Source organism: Haladaptatus marinus (assembly GCF_051194195.1).
In genome coordinates this window covers 366,137-386,850 of the sequence record NZ_JBLZNK010000006.1, presented here as the reverse complement: position 1 = coordinate 386,850, position 20,714 = coordinate 366,137, and the positions used below count along the sequence as shown (strand labels likewise).

General features: G+C 55.1%; 21 protein-coding genes and 2 pseudogenes. 6 read left to right on the top strand and 17 right to left on the bottom strand.

Annotated features, from left to right (window positions below; translation table 11 throughout):
- Together ACN2TU_RS21895 and ACN2TU_RS21890 are read right to left on the bottom strand one after the other, a co-directional pair.
- Window positions 1-296, bottom strand: a 296-nt coding sequence (locus ACN2TU_RS21895) for a type II toxin-antitoxin system VapC family toxin (RefSeq protein ID WP_435158416.1), incomplete at its 3' end; no start/stop codon positions are given.
- Window positions 297-548 carry an AbrB/MazE/SpoVT family DNA-binding domain-containing protein gene (locus ACN2TU_RS21890; RefSeq protein ID WP_435158415.1) on the bottom strand — a complete coding sequence of 84 codons (252 nt, stop codon included), beginning with the start codon at window positions 546-548 and terminating at the stop codon, window positions 297-299.
- An 88-nt stretch (window positions 549-636) separates the two neighbouring features.
- Between ACN2TU_RS21890 and ACN2TU_RS21885 the strand changes: the two genes are divergently transcribed.
- The 4 genes from ACN2TU_RS21885 (at window position 637) to ACN2TU_RS21870 (ending at window position 3,958) form a co-directional block, all read left to right on the top strand.
- On the top strand, window positions 637-1,137 hold the full coding sequence (locus tag ACN2TU_RS21885; RefSeq protein ID WP_435158414.1) for a hypothetical protein: 501 nt from the start codon (window positions 637-639) through the stop codon (window positions 1,135-1,137).
- A gap of 471 nt (window positions 1,138-1,608) precedes the next feature.
- The gene (locus tag ACN2TU_RS21880) at window positions 1,609-2,082 is read left to right on the top strand and encodes a PaaI family thioesterase (RefSeq protein WP_435158413.1); all 474 of its coding nucleotides are present in this window, start codon (window positions 1,609-1,611) and stop codon (window positions 2,080-2,082) included.
- The gene (locus ACN2TU_RS21875; RefSeq protein WP_435158411.1) at window positions 2,079-3,077 is read left to right on the top strand and encodes a TIGR04024 family LLM class F420-dependent oxidoreductase; all 999 of its coding nucleotides are present in this window, start codon (window positions 2,079-2,081) and stop codon (window positions 3,075-3,077) included. The genes ACN2TU_RS21880 and ACN2TU_RS21875 overlap by 4 nt, the downstream gene beginning before the upstream one ends.
- Before the next feature lie 572 nt (window positions 3,078-3,649).
- Window positions 3,650-3,958, top strand: coding sequence for a hypothetical protein (locus tag ACN2TU_RS21870; RefSeq protein ID WP_435158410.1), 309 nt, complete (start codon window positions 3,650-3,652; stop codon window positions 3,956-3,958).
- Between the two features lie 833 nt (window positions 3,959-4,791).
- On the opposite strand, the gene ACN2TU_RS21865 is transcribed toward ACN2TU_RS21870, so the two are convergent.
- The 7 genes and pseudogenes from ACN2TU_RS21865 to ACN2TU_RS21835 all read right to left on the bottom strand — a co-directional run bounded on the left by ACN2TU_RS21865 (window position 4,792) and on the right by ACN2TU_RS21835 (window position 11,296).
- On the bottom strand, window positions 4,792-6,039 hold the full coding sequence (locus ACN2TU_RS21865; protein WP_435158409.1) for an amidohydrolase family protein: 1,248 nt from the start codon (window positions 6,037-6,039) through the stop codon (window positions 4,792-4,794).
- Window positions 6,040-6,623: 584 nt separating this feature from the next.
- On the bottom strand, window positions 6,624-6,851 hold the full coding sequence (locus ACN2TU_RS21860) for an SWIM zinc finger family protein (RefSeq protein WP_435158407.1): 228 nt from the start codon (window positions 6,849-6,851) through the stop codon (window positions 6,624-6,626).
- Entirely contained in the window at window positions 6,848-7,744 is an 897-nt protein-coding gene (locus ACN2TU_RS21855) for an NAD-dependent epimerase/dehydratase family protein (protein WP_435158405.1), read from the bottom strand. The genes ACN2TU_RS21860 and ACN2TU_RS21855 overlap by 4 nt, the downstream gene beginning before the upstream one ends.
- 11 nt (window positions 7,745-7,755) lie before the next feature.
- Entirely contained in the window at window positions 7,756-8,022 is a 267-nt protein-coding gene (locus tag ACN2TU_RS21850) for a hypothetical protein (protein ID WP_435158403.1), read from the bottom strand.
- Window positions 8,013-8,792, bottom strand: a complete 780-nt coding sequence (locus ACN2TU_RS21845; protein WP_435158402.1) for a tail fiber domain-containing protein — start codon at window positions 8,790-8,792, stop codon at window positions 8,013-8,015. The genes ACN2TU_RS21850 and ACN2TU_RS21845 overlap by 10 nt, the downstream gene beginning before the upstream one ends.
- Window positions 8,793-9,018: 226 nt before the next feature.
- Window positions 9,019-10,042: pseudogene (locus ACN2TU_RS21840) on the bottom strand (DNA polymerase domain-containing protein); the annotation flags it as partial.
- An 18-nt stretch (window positions 10,043-10,060) separates the two neighbouring features.
- A complete protein-coding gene (locus ACN2TU_RS21835) occupies window positions 10,061-11,296 on the bottom strand; it encodes a hypothetical protein (protein WP_435158401.1) in 1,236 nt (411 codons plus the stop codon).
- Window positions 11,297-11,357: 61 nt separating this feature from the next.
- Here ACN2TU_RS21835 and ACN2TU_RS21830 point away from each other — a divergent pair.
- Window positions 11,358-11,657, top strand: a pseudogene (locus ACN2TU_RS21830) (DoxX family protein); the annotation flags it as partial.
- A gap of 107 nt (window positions 11,658-11,764) precedes the next feature.
- Here ACN2TU_RS21830 and ACN2TU_RS21825 read toward each other — a convergent pair.
- From ACN2TU_RS21825 to ACN2TU_RS21815, 3 genes are all read right to left on the bottom strand, one after another.
- The gene (locus ACN2TU_RS21825) at window positions 11,765-12,433 is read right to left on the bottom strand and encodes an SdpI family protein (protein ID WP_435158400.1); all 669 of its coding nucleotides are present in this window, start codon (window positions 12,431-12,433) and stop codon (window positions 11,765-11,767) included.
- Between the two features lie 133 nt (window positions 12,434-12,566).
- Window positions 12,567-14,753, bottom strand: a complete 2,187-nt coding sequence (locus ACN2TU_RS21820) for a heavy metal translocating P-type ATPase (protein ID WP_435158399.1) — start codon at window positions 14,751-14,753, stop codon at window positions 12,567-12,569.
- A gap of 79 nt (window positions 14,754-14,832) precedes the next feature.
- Window positions 14,833-15,261, bottom strand: a complete 429-nt coding sequence (locus tag ACN2TU_RS21815; RefSeq protein ID WP_435158398.1) for a universal stress protein — start codon at window positions 15,259-15,261, stop codon at window positions 14,833-14,835.
- A gap of 829 nt (window positions 15,262-16,090) precedes the next feature.
- On the opposite strand from ACN2TU_RS21815, the gene ACN2TU_RS21810 reads away from it, so the two are divergent.
- On the top strand, window positions 16,091-16,483 hold the full coding sequence (locus tag ACN2TU_RS21810) for a DUF8147 domain-containing protein (protein ID WP_435158397.1): 393 nt from the start codon (window positions 16,091-16,093) through the stop codon (window positions 16,481-16,483).
- Window positions 16,484-16,592: 109 nt separating this feature from the next.
- Here ACN2TU_RS21810 and ACN2TU_RS21805 read toward each other — a convergent pair whose 3' ends face one another.
- The 5 genes from ACN2TU_RS21805 to ACN2TU_RS21785 form a co-directional block, all read right to left on the bottom strand.
- Window positions 16,593-16,814: a hypothetical protein gene (locus ACN2TU_RS21805; RefSeq protein ID WP_435158396.1), complete on the bottom strand. Its 222-nt coding sequence runs from the start codon at window positions 16,812-16,814 to the stop codon at window positions 16,593-16,595.
- Between the two features lie 90 nt (window positions 16,815-16,904).
- Window positions 16,905-17,111 carry a hypothetical protein gene (locus ACN2TU_RS21800; RefSeq protein ID WP_435158394.1) on the bottom strand — a complete coding sequence of 69 codons (207 nt, stop codon included), beginning with the start codon at window positions 17,109-17,111 and terminating at the stop codon, window positions 16,905-16,907.
- Window positions 17,112-17,366: 255 nt separating this feature from the next.
- Window positions 17,367-17,819, bottom strand: coding sequence for a universal stress protein (locus tag ACN2TU_RS21795; protein ID WP_435158392.1), 453 nt, complete (start codon window positions 17,817-17,819; stop codon window positions 17,367-17,369).
- 373 nt (window positions 17,820-18,192) lie between these two features.
- Complete coding sequence (locus ACN2TU_RS21790; RefSeq protein ID WP_435158391.1) at window positions 18,193-18,432, bottom strand: SWIM zinc finger family protein; 240 nt, start codon at window positions 18,430-18,432, stop codon at window positions 18,193-18,195.
- Between the two features lie 640 nt (window positions 18,433-19,072).
- The gene (locus ACN2TU_RS21785) at window positions 19,073-20,491 is read right to left on the bottom strand and encodes a C2 family cysteine protease (RefSeq protein ID WP_435158390.1); all 1,419 of its coding nucleotides are present in this window, start codon (window positions 20,489-20,491) and stop codon (window positions 19,073-19,075) included.
- Window positions 20,492-20,714 lie beyond the last annotated feature (223 nt).

The following is a 20,714-nucleotide window of genomic DNA, read 5'->3' as shown; positions in this document are numbered from 1 at the left end:
AATCGCTCGTATTGCCGAAAGAGCGCTTTCGCGGTGGCGAAGGCGTCGGTGGTCAAGAACTCGATGTGAAAGCGCGCGTTCTCCTCTAGCCGGTCGAGAAAGTCCGTTGCAGCGTCGTGGCCAGCGTGCGTGATCAGCCCGTTGAGCGTCTCTGCAAGCACGTAATCAAGAACAACTGCTTCTGGAAGCGATGCTGTGTCTACACCCTGTACGATCGGGAGGGCAGCGTCGTGTGCGCTGTCTCGACGATAGGCGGCAGCGAAGAGGACGGTTGTGTCGATGAGTGCGCGTGGCATTTAGTTGACGTCGACGCCCCATGCGTCGTGTTCAGTCGTTACGTCAGTCTCGTCGTCGCCGTCGTATCCGCCGAAGTCACTAAACGTACCACTTCGGCGCTGGACGACGTGAATACGAACCGTACCGTCATCTTGGAGCTGCCAGCGAAGTTTATCACCATCATCGATATCGAGTTCACGGCGGATTCGTGCAGGAATATTCGCTTGATTCCCCGAGACTTTGCTTTCGGAATCCACGCTCTCATTGCTCATACAGACCATGAGGGGAGCGCTCGGTATAAATGTAGTGTGTGCTCACACTACCGTCAGTCTCATCGACGCTGAAGAGAAGAATAGTCGCATGCGGGCGTCCATATTGCGGGACTTCGTGCGGGATTACGAGACCGAAGAGAGTGTTGACGACGATTCGCCGAATCCCGCCACGGAAGCCTCGAATGCAGGCCGTCAGCTCTTCGAGACAGTCCAACGCGCAGAACAGAACACTGAGCTCGTCAACTTCCGCGAGAAGCGAGCCGAGAGTCAGCACGTCGAAGACAAATACCTTGACGTCCTCGAGCACGCGAAGAACGTCGCGAAGACGAACGACGTAATGGTTGCTCGACTCGGTTATCGAGAAGTTGCGACACACTACGATTGTGCATACAAGAACGATGGCTATCGGGTGATGGAAGAGATGGCTGAACGGGTACCCGGTGTGACCTACAAGACATCTCGAACGCTGTCGATTGATGACGCCATGGGTGTCGGTGGCCATCACATCGAAATCACGTTCGCCCATCCCGAGTTAGCCGGGTGGATGCGAGCACACGAAGCAAACGCGGGAGGAAACGGAGGACGCTGAGTATAGCGTTGTAATCACGGGGGTTCGACGAACCCCCGCTCGAACCACGCCACCACAAGAGATTCACACCGCACTGCCGGTGACACATGGTGGTACTAGTGTGTTGGTTACTGTGGGGTGTGTCTATTTCTGCGAAATGGAGGGGGTCGCGTTCGCGATCCCCCTCTATTACAACGTTATAATGGACTATTCCTACTAGTGACACTCGAGGACGGCTTGGTTGAGAACGTGCCGAAGTGTTCCGAGCTGACGAGTCAGCGGTTGAACGTCACCCACCAGTAATCTGTTAGAAATGGTGTACCAGATATAGAGGATGTATCTATCGCTAACGAGCTGTCAGCCAAAATTTGGTATTATTTATTATTATTCGTGACTTATGCTTTTTGGAGACAGTGCGGCGAGAGAGCTAGTAGAGAATGAAGAGTAGAGGAGGACTGTGTTAGAGTTCCGAACTGAAACTGAGAATAGACCATGACGACATCACTACAACAAGAAGCGGTACAAGATTCTGCTTGGCCGGAGGGCACCTGTTATGGGTGCGGCCCAGCGAACGACAATAGACTACAACTCAAGAGCTATCTCTCCGAAGAGGGTGATCGGCTCGTGGCGACCTTCGAGCCCGACGATATCTTCAATTCTGGTGCGCCAAACAGTATGTATGGTGGCCTGGTCGCGTCCTTAATCGATTGCCAGGCAATGTGGACCGCGATAGTTTTCACTCATCTCGCAGAGGATCGTCCGCTGACTGACAACCTCATTCAATTCGTTACCTCCGAACTTCACGTGGACTATCTGAAACCAACCCCTCTTGATCAGCCGATTCATCTCCAGTCGTGGGTTAAAGACGAACGGGGGCGGAAAACGCGTATTAGCTGCGAAATCGGTCCAGAAGGTAAGGTCACAGCTGTTGGGAATGTCCTTGGAATCCGGAGCGATAACCCATGAGAGATCTCTTTCTCCCGATTTCGTCACAACCTAGCATTGATCACCTTATTGAGTATGCGGAAATAGCTGAGGAGGCTAGCTATGACAGGGTCTGGTTGGCTGAGACGTGGGGACGTGATGCGATTACTACGCTTGCGACCATCGCCACGCATACTGAAGAAATCGGTCTTGGGACCAGTATCTCGTCAGTCTATTCTCGGTCACCAGCCTTGTTGGGACAGACCGCGGCGACGCTCCAAGAGGTTTCTGGGGGGCGGTTTCGACTCGGTCTTGGCGCAAGCACGCCGCAACTCGTCGAGGGGTGGCATGGCGTTCATCATGAAGAACCGTTTCGACGGCTCTGCGAGAGCGTTGAAATTGTCCGGCAAGTCCTCTCCGGGGATCCTGTAAGGTACGACGGAACCGTTTTTAAGGTAGATGGGTTCCGGTTGCGGTTTGAGCCCCCGTCTCCGCCACCGGCTATCGATGTCGCCGCGATGGGACCTAAATCGATGGAACTCGCAGGACGATTCGCTGACGGGTGTCACATTCCGATGGCAACCCTGGACGGACTCACAGATAGCATTGAGAACCTCCGAACCGGGACTGAACTGGGAGAACGGTCTGTTGAAGACGTACGGGTAACAGTCGAGGTGCCGTGCTGCGCACTCGACGATAGCGAGCGTGCTCGGAACCTCGTCCGCCACCACCTTGCATTCTACATTGGTGCGATGGGTGTCGTCTATCGCAACCACATCGCTCGTCAGGGGTACGAGGCCGAATCCGAGGAAATCGCTCAGCTCTGGGCCAGTGGCAATCAGGAAACAGCGATGGAGGTGATCTCAGATGAGATGCTGGATACGCTCGGGGTTGCGGGAACACCTGAGGAGACCAAGCAGCTACTTCGCCGATGGGAATCATCGGAGGTAGTTGACTCGGCGGCAGTAGTATTTCCAGTACGGGCCACCCAGTCCGAGATAGTAGCTACCACCGAGGCTCTCGCGCCAGAAGCGTGAACGCGATTGCGATGAATATCCGTAGGGAAAAGTAGGTTGCCCGATGAATGGCAGATAGATCCTACTTTCTAGAATCAGGTTTTTCTCGCTAATCTGATTGAGCTACCGAACTAGCGCGGCTGGATTGATGAATATGCGCCCTGTATTCATCACGCAGATTCATTCGAGTCTGAGAGCTGGTACGTTGGAAAGTGAGAAGACTTCCGCGAATCACTATTAGTGACGGTGAGACTGTCGAGCGAGTGCTGTTTACAGCGGAACTCTGGTGTGTCATCAGCGGGACTGTCAGGAGCTGGGGCTGACTGTCTGTCCAGTGGAAAAACAGATGAAATCCGGTGTGTTTCAGCTGGGTGAAGACCCGTGTGTTTCTGCCGGCTGATTGTCCAGTGGTCACGAGTAGCGGTTATTCGCTCGGCGGCGAACGTTCGTCAGTAGCAATGGTAGTGGTCGATGTGTTGTTGAGCTATGGCTTGAGCTCGTTCATTGCGCATCTACAGTCTGCGTCTATTGACTGTAGCAACAAGAACTCGGATTACACATAGATTTATTCATGACTAAAATGATTACTCTACATGGAAGTATTTGAAGATCAACGCCACAAAGAACAGACCGCCGGATTCATCGGTTTGCTGGTTGCAGGCCTATTCCTCTGGCGAACATTCTACGCATACACTATCCAATGGCAAGGATTGTTTCGCATGCCGTCCGGACTCTGGTTTGTCATTACGACTGCGACCTGCCTAGCGCTCTTGATCTGGTCGGTCGGCCATCTTACTGGCGACTATCGGCACAACCAACTCTACTCTCGCCTGATCGGGATCCTCTCCAGTCTCGCCGTCGGGGGCATCCTCATCTTTGTCGGCTATATTTTCGCGCAGTAATCACCACTGCTGTCTCAAACAGTCAGGCCTTGTTGAAACCCTCAAGCGATGATTGGTTTCAGGAATCGTGCTGGTGAGGAAGATTGATGAGTATGAGGATAAATCAGAGAGACGTACGAAATGGCATATGGTTACCTCATTCCTCTCGGTCTCGGGGTCATTCTATTCTTTTTTGCAGAGGATCTAATCCACATTCGCCACTTTGGCCCAGTGACGGACGAATCACGGTCAAGTGAAACAGGCGGAATGGCGTTTCGTGGATTCGGACTCCTTCTGATAGCTGTCGGGGTAACCAAATTCTTCGAAAGCCTTCCATGGTAGTATCGATAAATCCACGGTCTGTATTCAGCACGTCAATTCTGTCAATCCTTGGTGATTTAAACAGAGCCAACAGCGATTATAGAACCTCATCACGGGTATGCAGCACAGCGGGGCAGTCACTGATACTGGCGACCACTTCGTCACGCTGACGCCCGACTCGTTCACCGCCGAGGTCAGCAAGCACTTCCTGTGAGCCTTACGACAGCAGTTCGGCAGAAAGCTCGTAATCGTCTTGGACAACACACCGTACTTCATCGCCAAGACGCTCAAGAAGCAGGCCGCCGCAAGCTCTCAGCCGGGCGGCCATTCGTAAACGTCGAAGCTGAATCACGCAGCGCCAACAGTGGGCGGTACGCGCGCACGGAACTCCAAGACCGTACTTCACCCGCCAGTTGCCGCCTTCACTCGCGTTCGTACTCACTGGTCCGGAACACTACCAAACGCCTGGCTTCCGGTGTGACTCCGGTGCAGGCACAGACGGGTGATGCACGACGGGCGAGTCGACGCCAGGGTTACACGAGCGACGTGGTTCGAGGCTCGTGTTCGGCGACAATCTGTCCGTTCTTGATGACGCACTGCGGAGCGGGGTTCTCGACGATTGCCCACTGTGGAGACTGTGCGTTGTGGACGACGAGGTCGGCGGGCGTCCCCGGCTCGAGGCCGTAGGTGTCGTGGATCCCCAGAACCTCGGCACCCTGGTCGGTAATCAACTGCCAGAGGGACGCCAAGCCATCGTTCGTTCCCCAACGCCGTCCGGACGCGAGCCGGAGCTTGAGAGAAGCCACGAGCATCGCCTCTAACGGATTTAGGTTACCATGGGACTCCCAGACGTCCTGGGCCTCGTCAGTTCCGTGGGCCATGACGAGTCCGTTGTCGTGGAACTGCCGGATGGGCATCGTCGGTCGCGTACTCTGATAGCAGGTGACCACCCGGAGGTCAGCCGCCGCGAACGTCTCAAGCGCACGCTCGAGACGCCCCGTGAGATAGGCTTGCCCCTCGTCCGCGGCGTCGGCGAGTGCGAAGCAGTGGCCAGCAGTCACTCGACCCTCGTACCCCCGTTCGACCGTCTCCTCGGCTAGCCGCTCGAGCGTGTACATTCCGACCGTTCCCCGATCATGGACGTGCGCGTCGATGTTGACGTCGTAGTCGGTGGCGATATCGAACCACGTGTCGATTGTGTCGTCGATGCTGTTGTTCATCGACGCCGGATCAATGCCGCCCACGAGATCTGCCCCCATCTCCAACGCCGCACGGGCAGCGTCCTGGGAACCGGGATCGCGGAGGAACCCCTGCTGTGGGAAAGCCACGATCTGCATGTCCAGTACGTCCGCCAACTCGTCTTGCACCTCGAGTGTCGCCTCGACAATTTTCGTCCCCACAGTGCTGTCGACGTAGACGTGGTTTCGCATATGGAGGACGCCGTTGGTGACGGCCTGTTCCGCTGCCCGCCGGATCCGGGCTTTGAGGTCGGCCACCGACTCGTTCGCGAAGAACTCCCGCGACTTTCCGACGAGCTCCTTCCTCAAGTACGTCTGTTCGTTGTAATTCGGGCGCCGCTCGCCGGCCGCTGCGAACGCCATGTCCGTATGGAAGTGCGCATCGACGAACCCGGGCGACACCAGGCCCTCGCCAGCATCGAGTTCGCGAGTGCCATCCGCCTTGATGCTCGGTTCGATCGTCGTGATGTCACCGTCATCGATCCCGATATCTACGACGGCATCCGCCCGTTCTACGTACCCATCTCTGATTATGAGATCCATGGACTGACCCATGGGTGCACCTTGCGGATGGATCCAATAAGTGTAACGTCGGGAGGGAGGATCAACTGGGCTGAGTCGGTTTCGGTCCGGTTCATCGGCAAATAGTCGAACTGATCGTCCGTCGAAACACCTCAAGGGAGATTTTGAATCGCAATTTCTCATTAATGTTTGGTCTCACTGACCCGGTCATACTCGGCGATACCGTGTTTAATGGATTCGAAGTGAGTCAGAGATGAGAATAACTACATTCGATTTATCGGATTGTGCCAGTCTTAGGCAGCGTTGTAACCAACAGGTGGGGTAGCGATCGAGTAGTAGACGTCTTAACGTCTGTACAAGCAATGCTGGTTGTGGGAGAGAGTGTGGGGAAATGGTACAAGCAGATCCCGTAAAGGGATTCCCCACGGTTGGTGCTCTAGACTCCGACAATAATAGGTCAGAGGGTAAAAATACGCGACTGCAAACGCTGGAAGCGTGAGTTCACTCCCATTGCATCGCCCAAACGTGCAAGACGAATGGAACGCACTCTCCTCATCAATTTATCAAAAATTCCATTAGTGATCGCGGACTTTATACGTCATTTTTTACGCTGTCTTGGTGGTATCACGATAGTCGTCGTCCTCGGACGGGAATGCGTCGAGAGTGACGTCATCAGTCGCGGTTGCGACGGCGGCCATGTGTTTGCAGTATGCATTGCGGTGGACGTGGTGCGGGCACGTGCAGGCTATCAGTTCGTTGGTCACGTCGACCATTCCGGAGGCATCGACGTCGAAGACGAATTGTTCGGCCTGTGCGCGGTTCTGTGCCATCATCCCAGTTGTCGCCAACTCCACTCAGGTGTCCAGCCGAACAGGTTCTGTGCTTTTGCTGTATCGACCAGCGTCGAGTGGTCGTGCTCGGCAAAATCGCATCGAACATCGACCTCGGGAAAAACTTCCGCAATGAGTTCACGAGTAGGTGTTTCGGCACTAGTGTCAGGTGCCGATACCCAAATGCACTCGTGGCCATCAAAGGTAGCCTCGACGGCCCGCTGAACGAGATCGACCACGTCCGACATGTGAACGTAGGTGAATAGCGTGTTACGCTGAGTGTGGAAGTGATCCGACGCTCGCATCCCAGCCAGCGTTCGGTCACCCTTGACAAACGTCTTGCGGGCTAGAGTATCATCAACGACCCACGGGAACCGAAGGGAGGTGATCGTCCGTGGTCGATCATCGACGCGACGTGCAAACCCATCGGCAGTAATCTCAAGCATTTGCTTGCCCATCCCATAGGGGTTTGACGGCGTCAGACGGTGATTCTCGTCAAGAGGAAGGTAATCGACAGTAATGCCTTCTGGTTCGAATCCACCACCTATAGCACTGAAACTCGATGCTAGAACGACCGTATCGATTCCAAGTGCCCCTGCGGCCTCCAGAACGTGATAACTGGACATGACGTTACTTTTGTACGTTTGGTATCCTGGCGTCACGTCCGGTGTTGGGAGCATCCCAAGGTGAACGATTGCGTCGGCAGTGCTCTTCGCAAGCGATCCGTAGACCTCACCGGTGTCCAATACATCGGTCGTGAGATACTCATCCGAATGCTTCTCGTCTCGCTTACCACGCGAGAGGTTGACCGTCCGGTAACCTTCGTCGTTCAAATGTGCCAGTACGCCCTGTCCAACACGGCCATTGCCTCCAGTGACCGCGACAGTTTCGATCATAGTCTATCTCTTTACGCCTTATTAAAATAATTCAGTGCATCTGTCGAAGCCCGATACGCCCGAGGACACTGTTCTTCCGCATGCTGTTGTGCACGGTCGAGCAGGGCGCGCTCAGTCGTCGGTGTGTCCTCACATTCGGTCGAACCAGCCGCACATTCGGTCAGCGGTCGCTGGGCACCATCGGACAGTGTTGTTTGGCGAGACAGAACTGAAAAAGTGAGTGAGTTAGCAGCAGTCGGTGAGAGCGCCTTTCCGGGTGGCTTCCGCGTCACATCCATTGGTCTTCGAGCGCGGCCATCCGTTCCTCGAGCGCTGTATACTGCTCGCGCAACCGCTCGTTCTCTTGCTGTAAGTTCGCAACGTCCTGCTCGAGGTCCTTCTTGTCGGCTTCGAGCGTGTCGGTTCGCTCGTCCTTCTCGTCGAGTTGGTGAGCCAGGCCCTGAATGGCCGCGAGTGCGACCCCGTCAGCGTCGACACTGGCGATGGTTTCCTCGTCGCTGCCGAGGTCGAACGCCGCGTTGAATTCGGCGGCCATCGGCCCCATGTGACGACCGTCGTCAGTGTTTTTGAACTCCCAGGTGTTCACCTGAAGGTCGGTGACGGCATCCAAGACAGTACTGGGGTCGACTGGCATGATCTCCTGCTTCTCAGCCTGGGCGCTAGTGGTATTGAACGTGGGGGCGTACATCGGCATCTGCGACCGGAACTGGTTGGAGCCCGTCGAGCGGAACTCGGTGTCTGTCGCATCAGCGAACACGACCGCACCATCATGTACGACACCGCTTTCAGAATCGGTTTTTGCGTTGTATCCGGTTGCGAAGGAATAGTCGCCGCTAGCGGTGTTATCCCCTCCCCCTGGAATGGTTGCACCAATACCGCTGGCGGTGTTACTGCTGCCCCCACCGACGGTCGCATACGAACTGCTGGCTTCGTTATAGCCGCCGCCCCCGACGGTCGCAGAAAGACCGCTGGCGGTGTTACCGTAGCCGCCAGCGACGACACTCAAGCTATCGGGGGCGTTGTTGTATCTTCCAGAGAGTACTACCATGACAGACACATGTACCATCGTCATAGAAATAATAGTTGATGGTCCCCACGGTGTCGATTCGTAGCTCAGACTGACACGGTTAGGTCGACAGAAGGTATGTGGATGGTGTGAAATTCTGCTCCCAGCGAATGCCGTACAGCGTGCAAGATATGCGCTCTGTATTCAGCAGCGTTACTGAAACCCATCACCAATTAGGGGTTTCAACAAGGCAGTTGCTCAGTGTTTCTCAACCGAACGACGCCAAACTAGACTCGGTATACTGTCCTAACTCCTCTTCAATATCCGATTCACGCCACCCGAGCGGTGATACCACACTCGCTGCTGCCCGAACTAACAACTCCCGATAAAACCCGACATCATACTCGTTCAACTCCTCACCCGCCAATAGCACCCGCTCCTGCGACTGCTTTGCATCATCGACCACCACATACGATACACTCTGACCAGGCGCACGTCCCAACCCTAAATCACCCGCTCGCTCCAGTGCCGCCACACTCCGCATCGATTGCGTGTAGTCCTCTCGCTGCTTCGAAACACGATTCGTAATCACTAACTCACTCGGATCGACCGCCCCACGCTCAAGGCGATCCACCCACGACCGCAGTTCCTCACAAACCGCCTTTGGATCACGATACGCATCGACCGCTCGAATCAACGCCTTCTGCGCCTCATCGACATACGAGGGCGAACTCCGCTGGCGGCACTCGATGCCCCCGATACTTGTACTCGTCCTCACCAGCGACTTTCCCGAAGTACTTTGTCAATGCACCAGCATTCGAATCACGCAATGGCACAAACGATATCCAGTCGTAGTGGGCTTCATGTTCAAGTCGGATATCCACCTCTTCGGAAATCTCCGAGACAAGCTCCGAAAGCGACGTCTGTTCCTCGCCTTCGATCGGTGTCACCCACACACTATCGACGATCCCATGCACAATCCGCCATCCATGTTCCTCGAGTACCGCTTTCGTCTCTAACAGAATCTCTCTCGCAAATGCGTTGATCGCTTCGTGGCATTCGATCCGTCCGAACTTCGCGTTCGAAAAGCCCTGATAGCCGAAACACGACACCAAAATCCACTTGATCGCACTCGATTGGCCTTCCAACTCATCACGACGCTCTTCATCCTCAGTCTCTCGAATTTCGGCTTTAATCGCATCACGATCCTCGATCAACGGCTCAAGCACGTCCGGAAGATAGCCCCGGTCGTCGCAAATTGAGTAGCCAATGCCAGGCACGTGCTCCCAACCACAATCGTCCGACAGCGGCTATTCAGGGTTCCATATTGCTGCGTGTGGATAGCCATCAGCTGTGCGGCTAGAACCGGCGACCTGCCCTCGGTCGTTGATACCTGCTGCAGTACTGTAATTACCACCGAGCGTCCCGAGGTCACGCATTCCATCGTCCTCGGACCAAATGAATGCGTGAACGGTTCCATCTGCCGTCTGGCTCATCCCTACAACCTGACCGCAGTTGTTGATGTCGGTAGCCTTACTATAGTTGCCGCCGAGAGTCCCGAGATCACGCATCCCCTCGTCTGCCGTCCAGAGGAACGCGCGAAGGCCATTCTGCTTTTCTGTCGAGCTCACCCCTACAACCTGACTGTTGTCGTTGATAGCCGTGGCCTCACTGTGGTTGCCACCGGGTGTATCGATGTCGCGTTTTCCGTCGGCTTCCGACCAAATGAACGGTCCGCGTTCTTGGCCTTCGACATCCATGGTCATCCCAACAATCTGACCGTGCGTGTTGATATCTGTGGGTGCTAAAAAGTACCTTGACGATTCTAGCGGGGCGGCGCTTTCACTATCCCCCCATTTGACGAATCCTTCCGTCGCATCCGTGCCCCAGTAGTGGAGAGTTCCGACGATATCTCCCCGGTCGTTGATAGCGGTGGCAACAGTGTTCTGCTCGCCGCTACTGTAGATATCTCGCATCCCCTCTCCCCTCGACCAACGAATAGCGTGCTCCGGGTATATTTCCGTTTGAGTCCCGGTGTCCCTCTCCCAGATATCGGTCACTCTGCTCGCACCGACGACCGTACAGTGGCCGTTAATATCAGTAGCTCTACTGACGCTGTCGGAGAGGGTCCCGAGATCTTGCATGCCCTCCGCTTTCGACCACATGAATGCGTGCGGAACCAAATCGCCTCGCTGACTGAAACCAACGACGTACCCGCCACGATTGATGCTCGTCGCGGTGCTCTCGACACCACCAAGCGTACCAAGGTCGGTTCTCGAGTACGCTGCGTCTGGTTTCGATTCACTCGGTGGGGTATTCTGGGAACTCGTGCCGACCATACCGAGGTCAGCACGACCGCTTCCTGGCTGGGTGAATTCGGACAAACTACCAAGCATCCCGACCGCCCCAACACCGCCAAGAAAGCGGCGACGGTCGGGCTGGAGACCAGGTCCATTCGATACTGGGCGGGTGCTGTCTGCTCGTTCGACGGCGTCTTTCTCACACCGAGTTTCGGACTGCTCCGTGTCGTCCTTTTCTGGGGACATAATGTAACTCGAAATGCAGTGCCTTATTCATACTATTGGCTGATTAATTACTAATGGATAGTTTGTCAACATCGCTGTGTCATGGGGTGAACTTCTCATCGGTCTTGGGCTACTCGTCGGTGGGCTGACTCGCCTCGCTGCATTTTTCGGCGCGCTCATGATGCTCCTGTTCTACTTCGGGAACTAGGACATCGCTCACGGTTACATCAACGGCGACTTCGCGTACATGCTTGTCTTCCTCGCCATCGCTGCCTTCGGCGCTGGCCGGATTCTCGGCCTTGACGCGTACATCGAACAGTACGAACACGGTGGGCAACCGCTCGTCGAACGGTATCCCTGGGTTCGATACCTTCTTGGGTGACGTCCGTACGTTTTCTTCGCAACCAGTGTCGAGTGAACGCTACTTCTATTTTACACAGGCAATAGATTAGGCCAGCAGCACCTCGTAACGAGGTAAACGAGGGTACGTCAGACCCCGCTCTCAGGGGAGATCCCGCCCTGCTCAATTCGCTCGTACAGGTAATACGAGTACACCACGGTTGTCGCGGCAGTCACGAGAGCGGGGATAACGAGGAAGTAGAGTGCGTAGTCGCCGAACAGCAGTCCAACTAGCGTCAGAATCGCTGTGGCCTTGAACAACTTCCCTCCGAGTGCGTGTGTCCGGTTCCATACTTCCTCGTTACTCAGCGTCCATGGGGTTCGAATGCCGACGAACCAGTTGCGTTTCGCATGTGTGACTAGGACACCGCTGTAGTAGAGGAGACCAGCGGCCGCGACCAGAATGAGATACGTGAAGTCGAACTCGTAGCCGAGATTGAACGCGACCATCCCGGCGTGGAGTACGAACATGTACCCTGTGAAGATGACGACGAACCAGTCGTAGTATGGGCGGAACGCCTCGATATTCTCGCCAAGCGGATCGATTCGAGGGAGGGCGGCAAATACGATGAGTAGACCTGCTGTCAGTGCAGGGACAAGCCAGAGAGCGAGCGTCTTTGACATCGTTCCGTTAGGATTGCCGCTCGCATCCCAGTTTGAGACGATTTGAGATGGGAGTTCGGGTGCGGCGACGACGCTCACGACGCCGGAAAGAACGACGAACCCAGTCGCTAGCGAGAAGCGATGACGAGTATTCATCCAGAGTGGTACGACCGAACGTCTAATAAACCCGTTCCCAGTGGTGCCCTTGCTGACTCCCTAGTGCATCACCAGATCGCGTTCACTGTGGAAGGGTGTCGCCTGTCGATGTCGATCCCGAGGACGAGTGCCGTCACTTGTACCCCAATAATCGAAGACCGTTCAGTGAAACGAGGACTGTAGACCCTTCGTGCCCGACCACTGCGAGTGGGAGTGGAAGTCCACTCAGGAGGATGGTCCCCACCATGAGCGCAATTGCACCGAAGGCAATAGCGAGGTTGATCGTGAGCGTCCGGCGTGTCTTTCGACCGAGCCCAAGCACATACGGTATTTTGCTGATATCGTCGCCCATCAGGACAATATCGGCGGTTTCGAGTGCGACGTCTGTTCCGGCACCCCCCATCGCAACACCCAAGGTTGCCGTGGCGAGCGCTGGTGCATCGTTCACTCCATCACCGACCATCGCCACGGTGTCGTAGCGCTCAACCAACTCCTCAACACTCGCAACTTTCTCCTCGGGAAGTAACGCTGCCTGGACCTCGTCGATACCGACCTCATCTGCGATCCGCTGTGCGACGCGTTCGTTGTCGCCCGTCAGCATCACGATGTGGTCAACGTCGAGAGCCCTGAGTTCCGAGATCATGTCTGCAGCCCCCGGGCGGACGGTGTCAGTGAACGCAAGCCAACCGAGCACGTGGACCGAGCCCTCGATCTCCTGTGCCACGAGCACGCTCGTTTTTCCCTCCGATTCCAGCGTTTTCAATCGCTCTAATCCCGTCCCTACCCCATCGATTGTCCAGTCTGTAAGGACTGTCTCAAAGTAGGAGGGATTGCCGATATGGATCGTCCGGTTTTCGACCACAGCTCGAACTCCTTTACCGGCGACCGCTCGAAATCCGTGAGCGTCCGGGATGTCGAGTGACTGCTGCTCTGCTGCTGTGACAGTCGCCTCGGCGAGGTGATGTTCCGAGCGGGTCTGTACCGCGGCCGCCACCGCCAGGAGCTGGTCGTTGGTACTCACCGCACTGGAGGTGGGACTTGCGTCGCGGACTATGACATCGGTTAGCTGTGTATCGCCTTCGGTGAGCGTCCCGGTTTTGTCGAACGCGACTGCATTGATGTTCGCTGCTGCCTCGACGTGTTCACCGCCTTTGAACAGGACACCCTGCCTTCCGCCCGACGCAATCGCCGAGAGCACCGCCGCCGGCGTCGAGATGATGACCGCACACGGTGATGCCGCGACCATGAGCGTCATCGCCTGGTAGAACGTACTCGTGAACTCTGCGTCCAGCAAGAGCAGTGGAAGCGCGATAGCCGCGATTGTCAGGCCGAACACCCCGAGAACATACGGCTGTTCGAGGCGGTCGATGAGACGCTGCGTAGGTGCCTTCTCGCTTTGGGCGCTTTCGACCATATGGATGAGTCGCGTGATGGCCGACTCGTGTGCCTGCCGGGTCACTTCGACCTCTAAACTCCCGCTTTCGTTGATCGTCCCGCCGAATACCTCGTCTCCAGGATCCTTTGGCACGGGTATGGACTCGCCAGTGAGTGATGCCTGATCGACCGTACTCTCGCCTGCTTCGACGACGCCGTCGAGTGGAATCCGGTCGCCGGGTCGGACGACGAACACGTCGCCAACCGCGACTTCGTCGATGGGCATCGTAACCTCCTCGCCATCGCGCACCACCTGTGCTGAGTCTGGGCGCATCTCGATGAGCGACTTTATGGCACGGCGCGACCGCCCGATGGCGTAGTGCTGAAGCACGTTCGACAGCGAGAACAGGAACAGCAACATTGCCCCTTCGAACGGCGCACCAATCGAGAGCGCCCCGAGTGCGGCGACGATCATTAACAGGTCGATATCGACCGCTCGATGGCGGAGCGTCTCGATTGCCCCCTCAAGACCGTACCACCCGCCGAAGACGTAGGCGACGCCGTACCCGGCCCACATGAGGAATCCAGGACCGTCGAGCCATCCCGTTGCCAGACCGGTCACCATCCCGGCAAGCGTCAGACCGACGAACACCGCTTCCCGACGCAGTTCCGAGCGGGTACTTACGTCGTCTAGTCCAGTTTCAGTATCCTCGCGGACTGAAACGTCGTGGTCACGGACTACCTCTTTGAGTGTCTCTTCAGCGGTGACATTCCCGTCGTATGTTATGCGTGCGCTCCCAGTCCGGAAAGAAACCTCGGCATTGTGGACGCCCGGCGTGTTCTGGAGGTGCCGTTCGAGTGCCCGCGCACCGGCCTTACCACGTCCTCCTCGCCGTTCGATCTGTACAGTACACGTAGACTGTTGTGAGTGCTCGGCAAAGGTCACGTTCGATACACCGGCACTGTCTCGGTACTGTCTGTAGCGTTCTTCGGCAAGTGGGTGCCGTAGTTCATTCTGGAGAGAGTCATCGGATGATCGTCACCGGAACCCGTGCTTGACGCGTGACTGTCTCGGCGACACTTCCCAGAATAGCCCGTTCAATGTCTGACCGACTGTGGCTCCCCATCACGATCTGATCGACATCGTGTTCGTCGGCGTATGCGAGTATCGCTCGTGCTGGACGGCCGATTTCCGTGACAGTATCGAGGTCGAAATCGTGATCTGCGGCAAACTCCGTCGCGGATGCGTGAATTCCGTCGGCTCGTTCTTGGGCCCTGTCGTACCAGTCGCTGGCGACTGGGAGTCCGCCCACCTCAACGTCGATAAGAGAGTCAGCTGGGTTAATAACGTGGATTGTGGTGATAACGGCCTCCGCGAAATTCTCGATGACGTACCTGAGAGCACGCTCGGAAAGTGGAGACCCATCGAGCGGAACGAGAACGGTTTCGGGCATTATTGTGGATTTTGTGCTGAATCTAAATGAACGTGCTGTTTAATAGAATGGTCTACTTGCTGTGCTGAAACGAGTAGCACTGACTGCGTGAGTGCAAAACACTCACACCGAGCTTCTGACTGCTTCCAGAACCGCGTTCGTCGTCGCCGTATCTCTCGGTTGTGCACGACGACTCGGGATCAGACAGTCCAAGCGACGAAGGCCCTCACTTCCAGGGATAACCCGGAATCGTGTCGTCTGAACGTACTTTCCCGATCTACTCAGGTCCAGTATCCTCATCCCGGTCATTCCCCTGTACGCGAAGTTTTTCGCTCGAACAAGTTCGTCGGAAGTCGCGAAAGCGGCGAACGTCACATCAACGACCATTCGATCCCATCGAGACACGTTGGACGAATTGGCCATCTGAAGTCGAAATTTTCGAGTTGTCTGTCAATCAACATTACCGAATCGAGACGCAGCCTACTGGCGAGCAAGTATCGAGGAAATCGACCACAAACTAGCCAGCGAGAGCAGCAACCGTTAGAGAATCAGAGACAGTGACCGATTCGCTCCCTGAATGCAGCATTGACCTGTGATAATCCCAACGCTATGGGATGAGCATATCCTTAGGTGGCTCACCACAATCAGCTACGGAATGAGTGGGTCTGGCTTCGGAAGGGCCTGACGACCGGGAATACCTACCAGAATATTTTGGCCGAGCAGCAGTTCCCTCTCAGTGAATTGACTGAAAGATCGGGTAGGCATATCTCAGATTCCAAATGTGGGCGGAGGTCTTGGTTTCTGAGAATCAGGCTCCAACTATTTGTCCTATAAACGCGATATTACTCCCATGAACACTCGTACAATAGCTCTCGGAGCGGGTGCCGCCGTCACCACCTTTTTGTTGACTGGTGCCGCGACAATCGAACTGCTCGGAGCCGGGGAAGCACCTGCGATAGGAATTATCGGCGTCTTCGTCGGTCTCGTCATCGGGCTGCTGGTAGGCGGGATTATCAGCGTATATGCTGACCGCCTCTCGGGAATCGCTGCATCGGCCCTCGTTGCTTACGCGACATTCGGTGTCGCGTTCGTCGCAATCGCGGGAATGAGCTATGTCAACGTTCCCGGTGTAGATGATGTGTTCAGTTTCCCCATTCACATCGGTGTAAGCTTCGTGGCCGCCCTCACTGTCAGCTTGCTGGCCGGTCATGGAAGACGCGGGAGATGGCCTGCACTCATCTGAATTCGACTTCGAACTGTGATCGCGATCTGAACATTACGCGCCTTGCAATCAGCACGACCGCTGAAACAGCCGCTAAGTGGAGGATATGCGAATCTAACAATACAGCCGACTAGCAACAGTCGCTTTCGTCGGGATTCCACTCACATGCATCACCCGCCGTGAGGTTGTTCTCGTCTATGTACGCCGACAGACAAGCATAGTTACAGAAGTACACGGGCGAGTTACACTGGTCTTCACAGTCGCGTACACAGATTGGGTCGTGGTCGAAGATCCGCGATTCACAGTACGCACAAGTCTCGTCCGCATCGGCTTTTGCGACAGTTGTGGACATACCCCGTGTTATGGGATGGGCAACAGAAAGCGTTTCGTGAGGAATCCAATAAGTAGACTGCCTGTATTGCCCAATTCCTGGTTAATTTGTTCAGTCGGTTGTCGCGGTATGATACACCGCGGCCCCAGAAATGAGCGCAATCACTAACCCGGCACCCGCACCGATTGTGAGTCCCGTCGAGGTCTCGCCACCCATAATTTGGGCCATCACTATACCCCATCCGGCACCAATACCGACCCCGATACCGATACCTGCACCGATAGCTTTCGAGCGAGTCGAGGTGTTAGTTGTACTCATACCAGTATCACCGCGCCTCTTGCAAATATCAATGTTCGGTACAGTGATAAGCGCTTGGTGCCGGGCCGGAAGTACCCGAAGGATGGTCTCGACCTGCCTCATAGAGTTTAATTTCAGCAGACATCACCCGGTCAAATCGTATTTGCAGGCTTCGTCGCGTACCTCTCGTACCGGTTAGACAACACCCCTTCTGGCCCCGTTTTCTGCCGTCTGCAAGCGATTCTCTAGAGTGAGGGTTCTGTCCTATCTCCTGTCTCATTCTCCCTCGACGGACGTCTTCACGATTGTCACCGGCCGTTCGGACATATGAGCGATCCGTTCGGCAACGCTGCCGAGCATTCGCCTGTATTCGCCGGACCGATTCTTTGATCCGACGACGGTCAGTCCGATATCTGCTTCGTCCACGTATTCGAGGATTTCCTCGTGCGGGACGCCGTGGCGAATCTCTGTGACTGTTGGAATATTAGCATCGGCAGCCTCCTGTGCAATGTCTTCGACGGCGTGCGTCCCGGCCTGTTCGAGCGCACTTTCGAGCCCTTCGAACTCGTGGACGTATTCGTCGCCGGGATACGAACTGTACGCCTCAGCGTCCACGACATATAGAATGTGCAGTTCCGCAGAGTATCGTTCTGCGGCGTCAAGCGTATGCTCGATCGCTTGATCGATCCCGGCACTCATGTCGGTCGGTAGAAGAATGCGGTCGTACATAGGGTAGTGTTTTTTGCCGAGGGCTATTATAGGTGGGGCTAATGGGCGGGATACCTGTTTGTTTGCAGCGACGATTATCTTCTAAAAGGAAGCGAACTCCTTCTACTCCAATCATGCGAAGGAGTCTTGCTGACGCTGGGACTTGACCTGCTTTTTTATGCGATTACACACCATGACGTTCGTCAATCTACTGTGGACGAACGCACAATATCAGTTGATACGAGTTTCGCTGGTCTAAATGATCAGCATCGCGATGACTGAAGAACTGAGGATCATGGTTCCCATTCTGGGATCGAACTCCCGCTACTTAGCACCTCCTCAGATCGTTACTAATTCATTTACGTATAGTTGAAAAATAGACTCGAAACTATTGTTATTTTGTCAGTTCCTTCCGCCTGGACCTCACGCATGGCCAGCATGGGAAGCCACCGGGACCGTCACAGTCGCAGTCGTCTGGTTCGGCATTGTTGCCGTCCTCGAAGGTGAATGCGTTGAGTGTCCCGTCGTCGGTTGCGTTCTCAACTGCCGCCATGTGTTTGCAGACAGCGTTGCGGTGGACGTGATGCGGGCAGGTGCAGGCCATCAGTTCCTCAGTCACGTCGTCGATGGACACGATATACTGGTGGGCTGCGGGGGTCTCGTGGCTCTCGTTGGTGACGTCGATGAGTCCGGGGGCCTCGACGTCGAAGGCGAATTATTCGGCCTGTGCGCGTTTCTGTGCCGTCTCGGTTCGTTCTGGCGAGACGTCACCGGGTGTTATGAGAACGACGGGAACTCAACTATGTCGAATCGAGTGTTGGCAGACGGGACATTGCCGATCATCCCCATCAATCACACAATTCGTTGCATTCCCAGTCCATCCACATTTAGGACATTGAGCGATATCAGTAGACATCTCAGCTTAGGCTAAACGCTCCTCCATCAATTACCTTGGTGTGAAGATACTACTAAGTAGCTACGCCAGCAAATAAGCCCTCCAATCTGTCCGGATTACCGAGGTTGTGTCGGTATCACTAGGTGCGTTTAACAATCCTCTAGTCAACGGACGAATTCCCACTGTGCGTATTGCTGTGCCGTCTCGTTGATCAAGTATTAGGGCGGGTGACACCGTCGCGGTCTTCGGTAGCGGCCCCATTGACTTACTAGTGACTCGTGATTTAGGGAAAATCCCACCAAATATAAAATAATATACAGTTTGTTCTATCTATCATTTTCAGTTTGTAGAAAACCAAAAATGATGTTTGATGGCACGACTACGCGTTGACTCCGAGCCCAGCGAAGTACCGCTTGAATGTGTCGGCTTCGATGGCGAACACACCATCCGAGTTGGACAGGTCAATGGACTTCCAAGCACCGTCTTCTAAGTATTGATACTTTCCACCAACGACGCCAACAGTCGCTTCGTGTTGCCCCCACGGGTTCCGAAGCACCATGTAACGTGTGCTACTCCGATACATCCATCCGAGGACAGTGTAGGCATGGTTAGCAACGATTTTCGCAGAGCCGTAGTCGATTCTATCCGGCGCGGCGCTGGCAGATGGATACGTCCACGCAACCATCGGATTGAATGTCTTGCCACCACGGGAGTTGCCACGGACGATGTCCCAGAGTTGGTCGCCGCTGCGCGTCTTCGTTCCATAGTACTTCCGTCCCGACCCGGCTAGTTCCGCACAGGCTCGGACAGGATCTCCGCCAGCGATCGCTGGAATCTCGGGTTTGTCGTCGGTTGCGCCGGTTTTCCATATCGCGTAGGCTTTCTCGTAGACTGCTGGCCAAACCTCGCCGTCTTTCTGGTGATGTTCCGCGGAACGAGCATAGATGAAGTTGTTCGATCCTTCACGGAGTGGGATTCGTTCACTCGCCACTGCATACTTCGACGAGTTTCCGTCGAAGAACCTGAAGAGCGATCTGTGGTCGCTAGTGTCGGCGTACACCGTGTGACGGAGCAGCGACGGTTTCGTCCACGCCACTGCCGAAAGCGCTGCGATGAAATAACAGTCACCCACCGCTCCTTGAACCGGGTCGAATTGTTCGGCACCCTGTTTGAATATTTCACCGGCGTCTATCCAGTCGATACCTGCTGGTTCCCAGCCAACATCGAGCCGCCGTTCAAGATCAGTCGGTTCCGGAGCGTCTGATTCCAGGAGAGTCGGGGCGGTCGCTCCGGACGTTAGGTCGGTAGTGTCGACGTCCATATCGACCACGTCCCCATCATGTTTGTTATCTTTCCCACTTGTCTCTGCGAAATCCGCGGGGCCTTCTACTTTAACACCACCATCCATGGCAACTGAGTCGTCTTCATCTTTCTTTCCTGATCCGACGACGAGTGTTCGAACCTCCGGTGGGAGAGTGGAGATGGACCTCGACAGCGAGTCGTCCTGATCTGTCGAAACTTCGACGTCCGGGGTGAGCTCGTCTTCCTTGTCATCGGTTTCAGATGCCCTTCGTTCGATGGTACCGTCTTCGGTGACAGTGATGTTGGGATATAGTGGTGAGTCGAATTTCGGGTCGAATAGTTCCTCGTAGGGCGTTCCAAGGTTTTCTTCGAGGAATTGTTCGACATCGTCGATTTCACTCCACTCTATTTTCTCGTCTTTGATGAGTTCAGCCAGTGCGTACGGGTTACCGACTCCGATTTTTTCCGCTTCTGCAATTATTTTTTTGTCGCTCATTTTTCTGCACCGCAGTAGAGATATAGGCCATAATTAATAATAATATTATCTATTTGCTATTTAATCGTAGATAACACAATGGTTTTCGAACGGCCGGGAGAACTATATGGGATGGCAGAACCCAGACCTAAAATTTACTTATCAAATCTGAAAGTGTTTGAATATTCAACCGCTACGTATCTAATGAACACATATCGTGTGGAACGTACTCTCCGAGCGTGAA

What these genes read in the sequence shown, in the direction of transcription:
- ACN2TU_RS21860 (WP_435158407.1), bottom strand. Translation starts at nt 6,851, where the DNA reads ATGATGGCACAGAACCGCGCACAGGCCGAACAATTCGTCTTCGACGTC.
- ACN2TU_RS21835 (WP_435158401.1), bottom strand. Translation starts at nt 11,296, where the DNA reads ATGTCCCCAGAAAAGGACGACACGGAGCAGTCCGAAACTCGGTGTGAG.
- ACN2TU_RS21800 (WP_435158394.1), bottom strand. Translation starts at nt 17,111, where the DNA reads ATGAGTACAACTAACACCTCGACTCGCTCGAAAGCTATCGGTGCAGGT.
- ACN2TU_RS21845 (WP_435158402.1), bottom strand. Translation starts at nt 8,792, where the DNA reads ATGGTAGTACTCTCTGGAAGATACAACAACGCCCCCGATAGCTTGAGT.
- ACN2TU_RS21805 (WP_435158396.1), bottom strand. Translation starts at nt 16,814, where the DNA reads ATGTCCACAACTGTCGCAAAAGCCGATGCGGACGAGACTTGTGCGTAC.
- ACN2TU_RS21890 (WP_435158415.1), bottom strand. Translation starts at nt 548, where the DNA reads ATGAGCAATGAGAGCGTGGATTCCGAAAGCAAAGTCTCGGGGAATCAA.
- ACN2TU_RS21875 (WP_435158411.1), top strand. Translation starts at nt 2,079, where the DNA reads ATGAGAGATCTCTTTCTCCCGATTTCGTCACAACCTAGCATTGATCAC.
- ACN2TU_RS21855 (WP_435158405.1), bottom strand. Translation starts at nt 7,744, where the DNA reads ATGATCGAAACTGTCGCGGTCACTGGAGGCAATGGCCGTGTTGGACAG.
- ACN2TU_RS21785 (WP_435158390.1), bottom strand. Translation starts at nt 20,491, where the DNA reads ATGAGCGACAAAAAAATAATTGCAGAAGCGGAAAAAATCGGAGTCGGT.
- ACN2TU_RS21850 (WP_435158403.1), bottom strand. Translation starts at nt 8,022, where the DNA reads ATGGATGTGACGCGGAAGCCACCCGGAAAGGCGCTCTCACCGACTGCT.
- ACN2TU_RS21815 (WP_435158398.1), bottom strand. Translation starts at nt 15,261, where the DNA reads ATGCCCGAAACCGTTCTCGTTCCGCTCGATGGGTCTCCACTTTCCGAG.
- ACN2TU_RS21865 (WP_435158409.1), bottom strand. Translation starts at nt 6,039, where the DNA reads ATGGATCTCATAATCAGAGATGGGTACGTAGAACGGGCGGATGCCGTC.
- ACN2TU_RS21885 (WP_435158414.1), top strand. Translation starts at nt 637, where the DNA reads ATGCGGGCGTCCATATTGCGGGACTTCGTGCGGGATTACGAGACCGAA.
- ACN2TU_RS21810 (WP_435158397.1), top strand. Translation starts at nt 16,091, where the DNA reads ATGAACACTCGTACAATAGCTCTCGGAGCGGGTGCCGCCGTCACCACC.
- ACN2TU_RS21870 (WP_435158410.1), top strand. Translation starts at nt 3,650, where the DNA reads ATGGAAGTATTTGAAGATCAACGCCACAAAGAACAGACCGCCGGATTC.
- ACN2TU_RS21880 (WP_435158413.1), top strand. Translation starts at nt 1,609, where the DNA reads ATGACGACATCACTACAACAAGAAGCGGTACAAGATTCTGCTTGGCCG.
- ACN2TU_RS21825 (WP_435158400.1), bottom strand. Translation starts at nt 12,433, where the DNA reads ATGAATACTCGTCATCGCTTCTCGCTAGCGACTGGGTTCGTCGTTCTT.
- ACN2TU_RS21795 (WP_435158392.1), bottom strand. Translation starts at nt 17,819, where the DNA reads ATGTACGACCGCATTCTTCTACCGACCGACATGAGTGCCGGGATCGAT.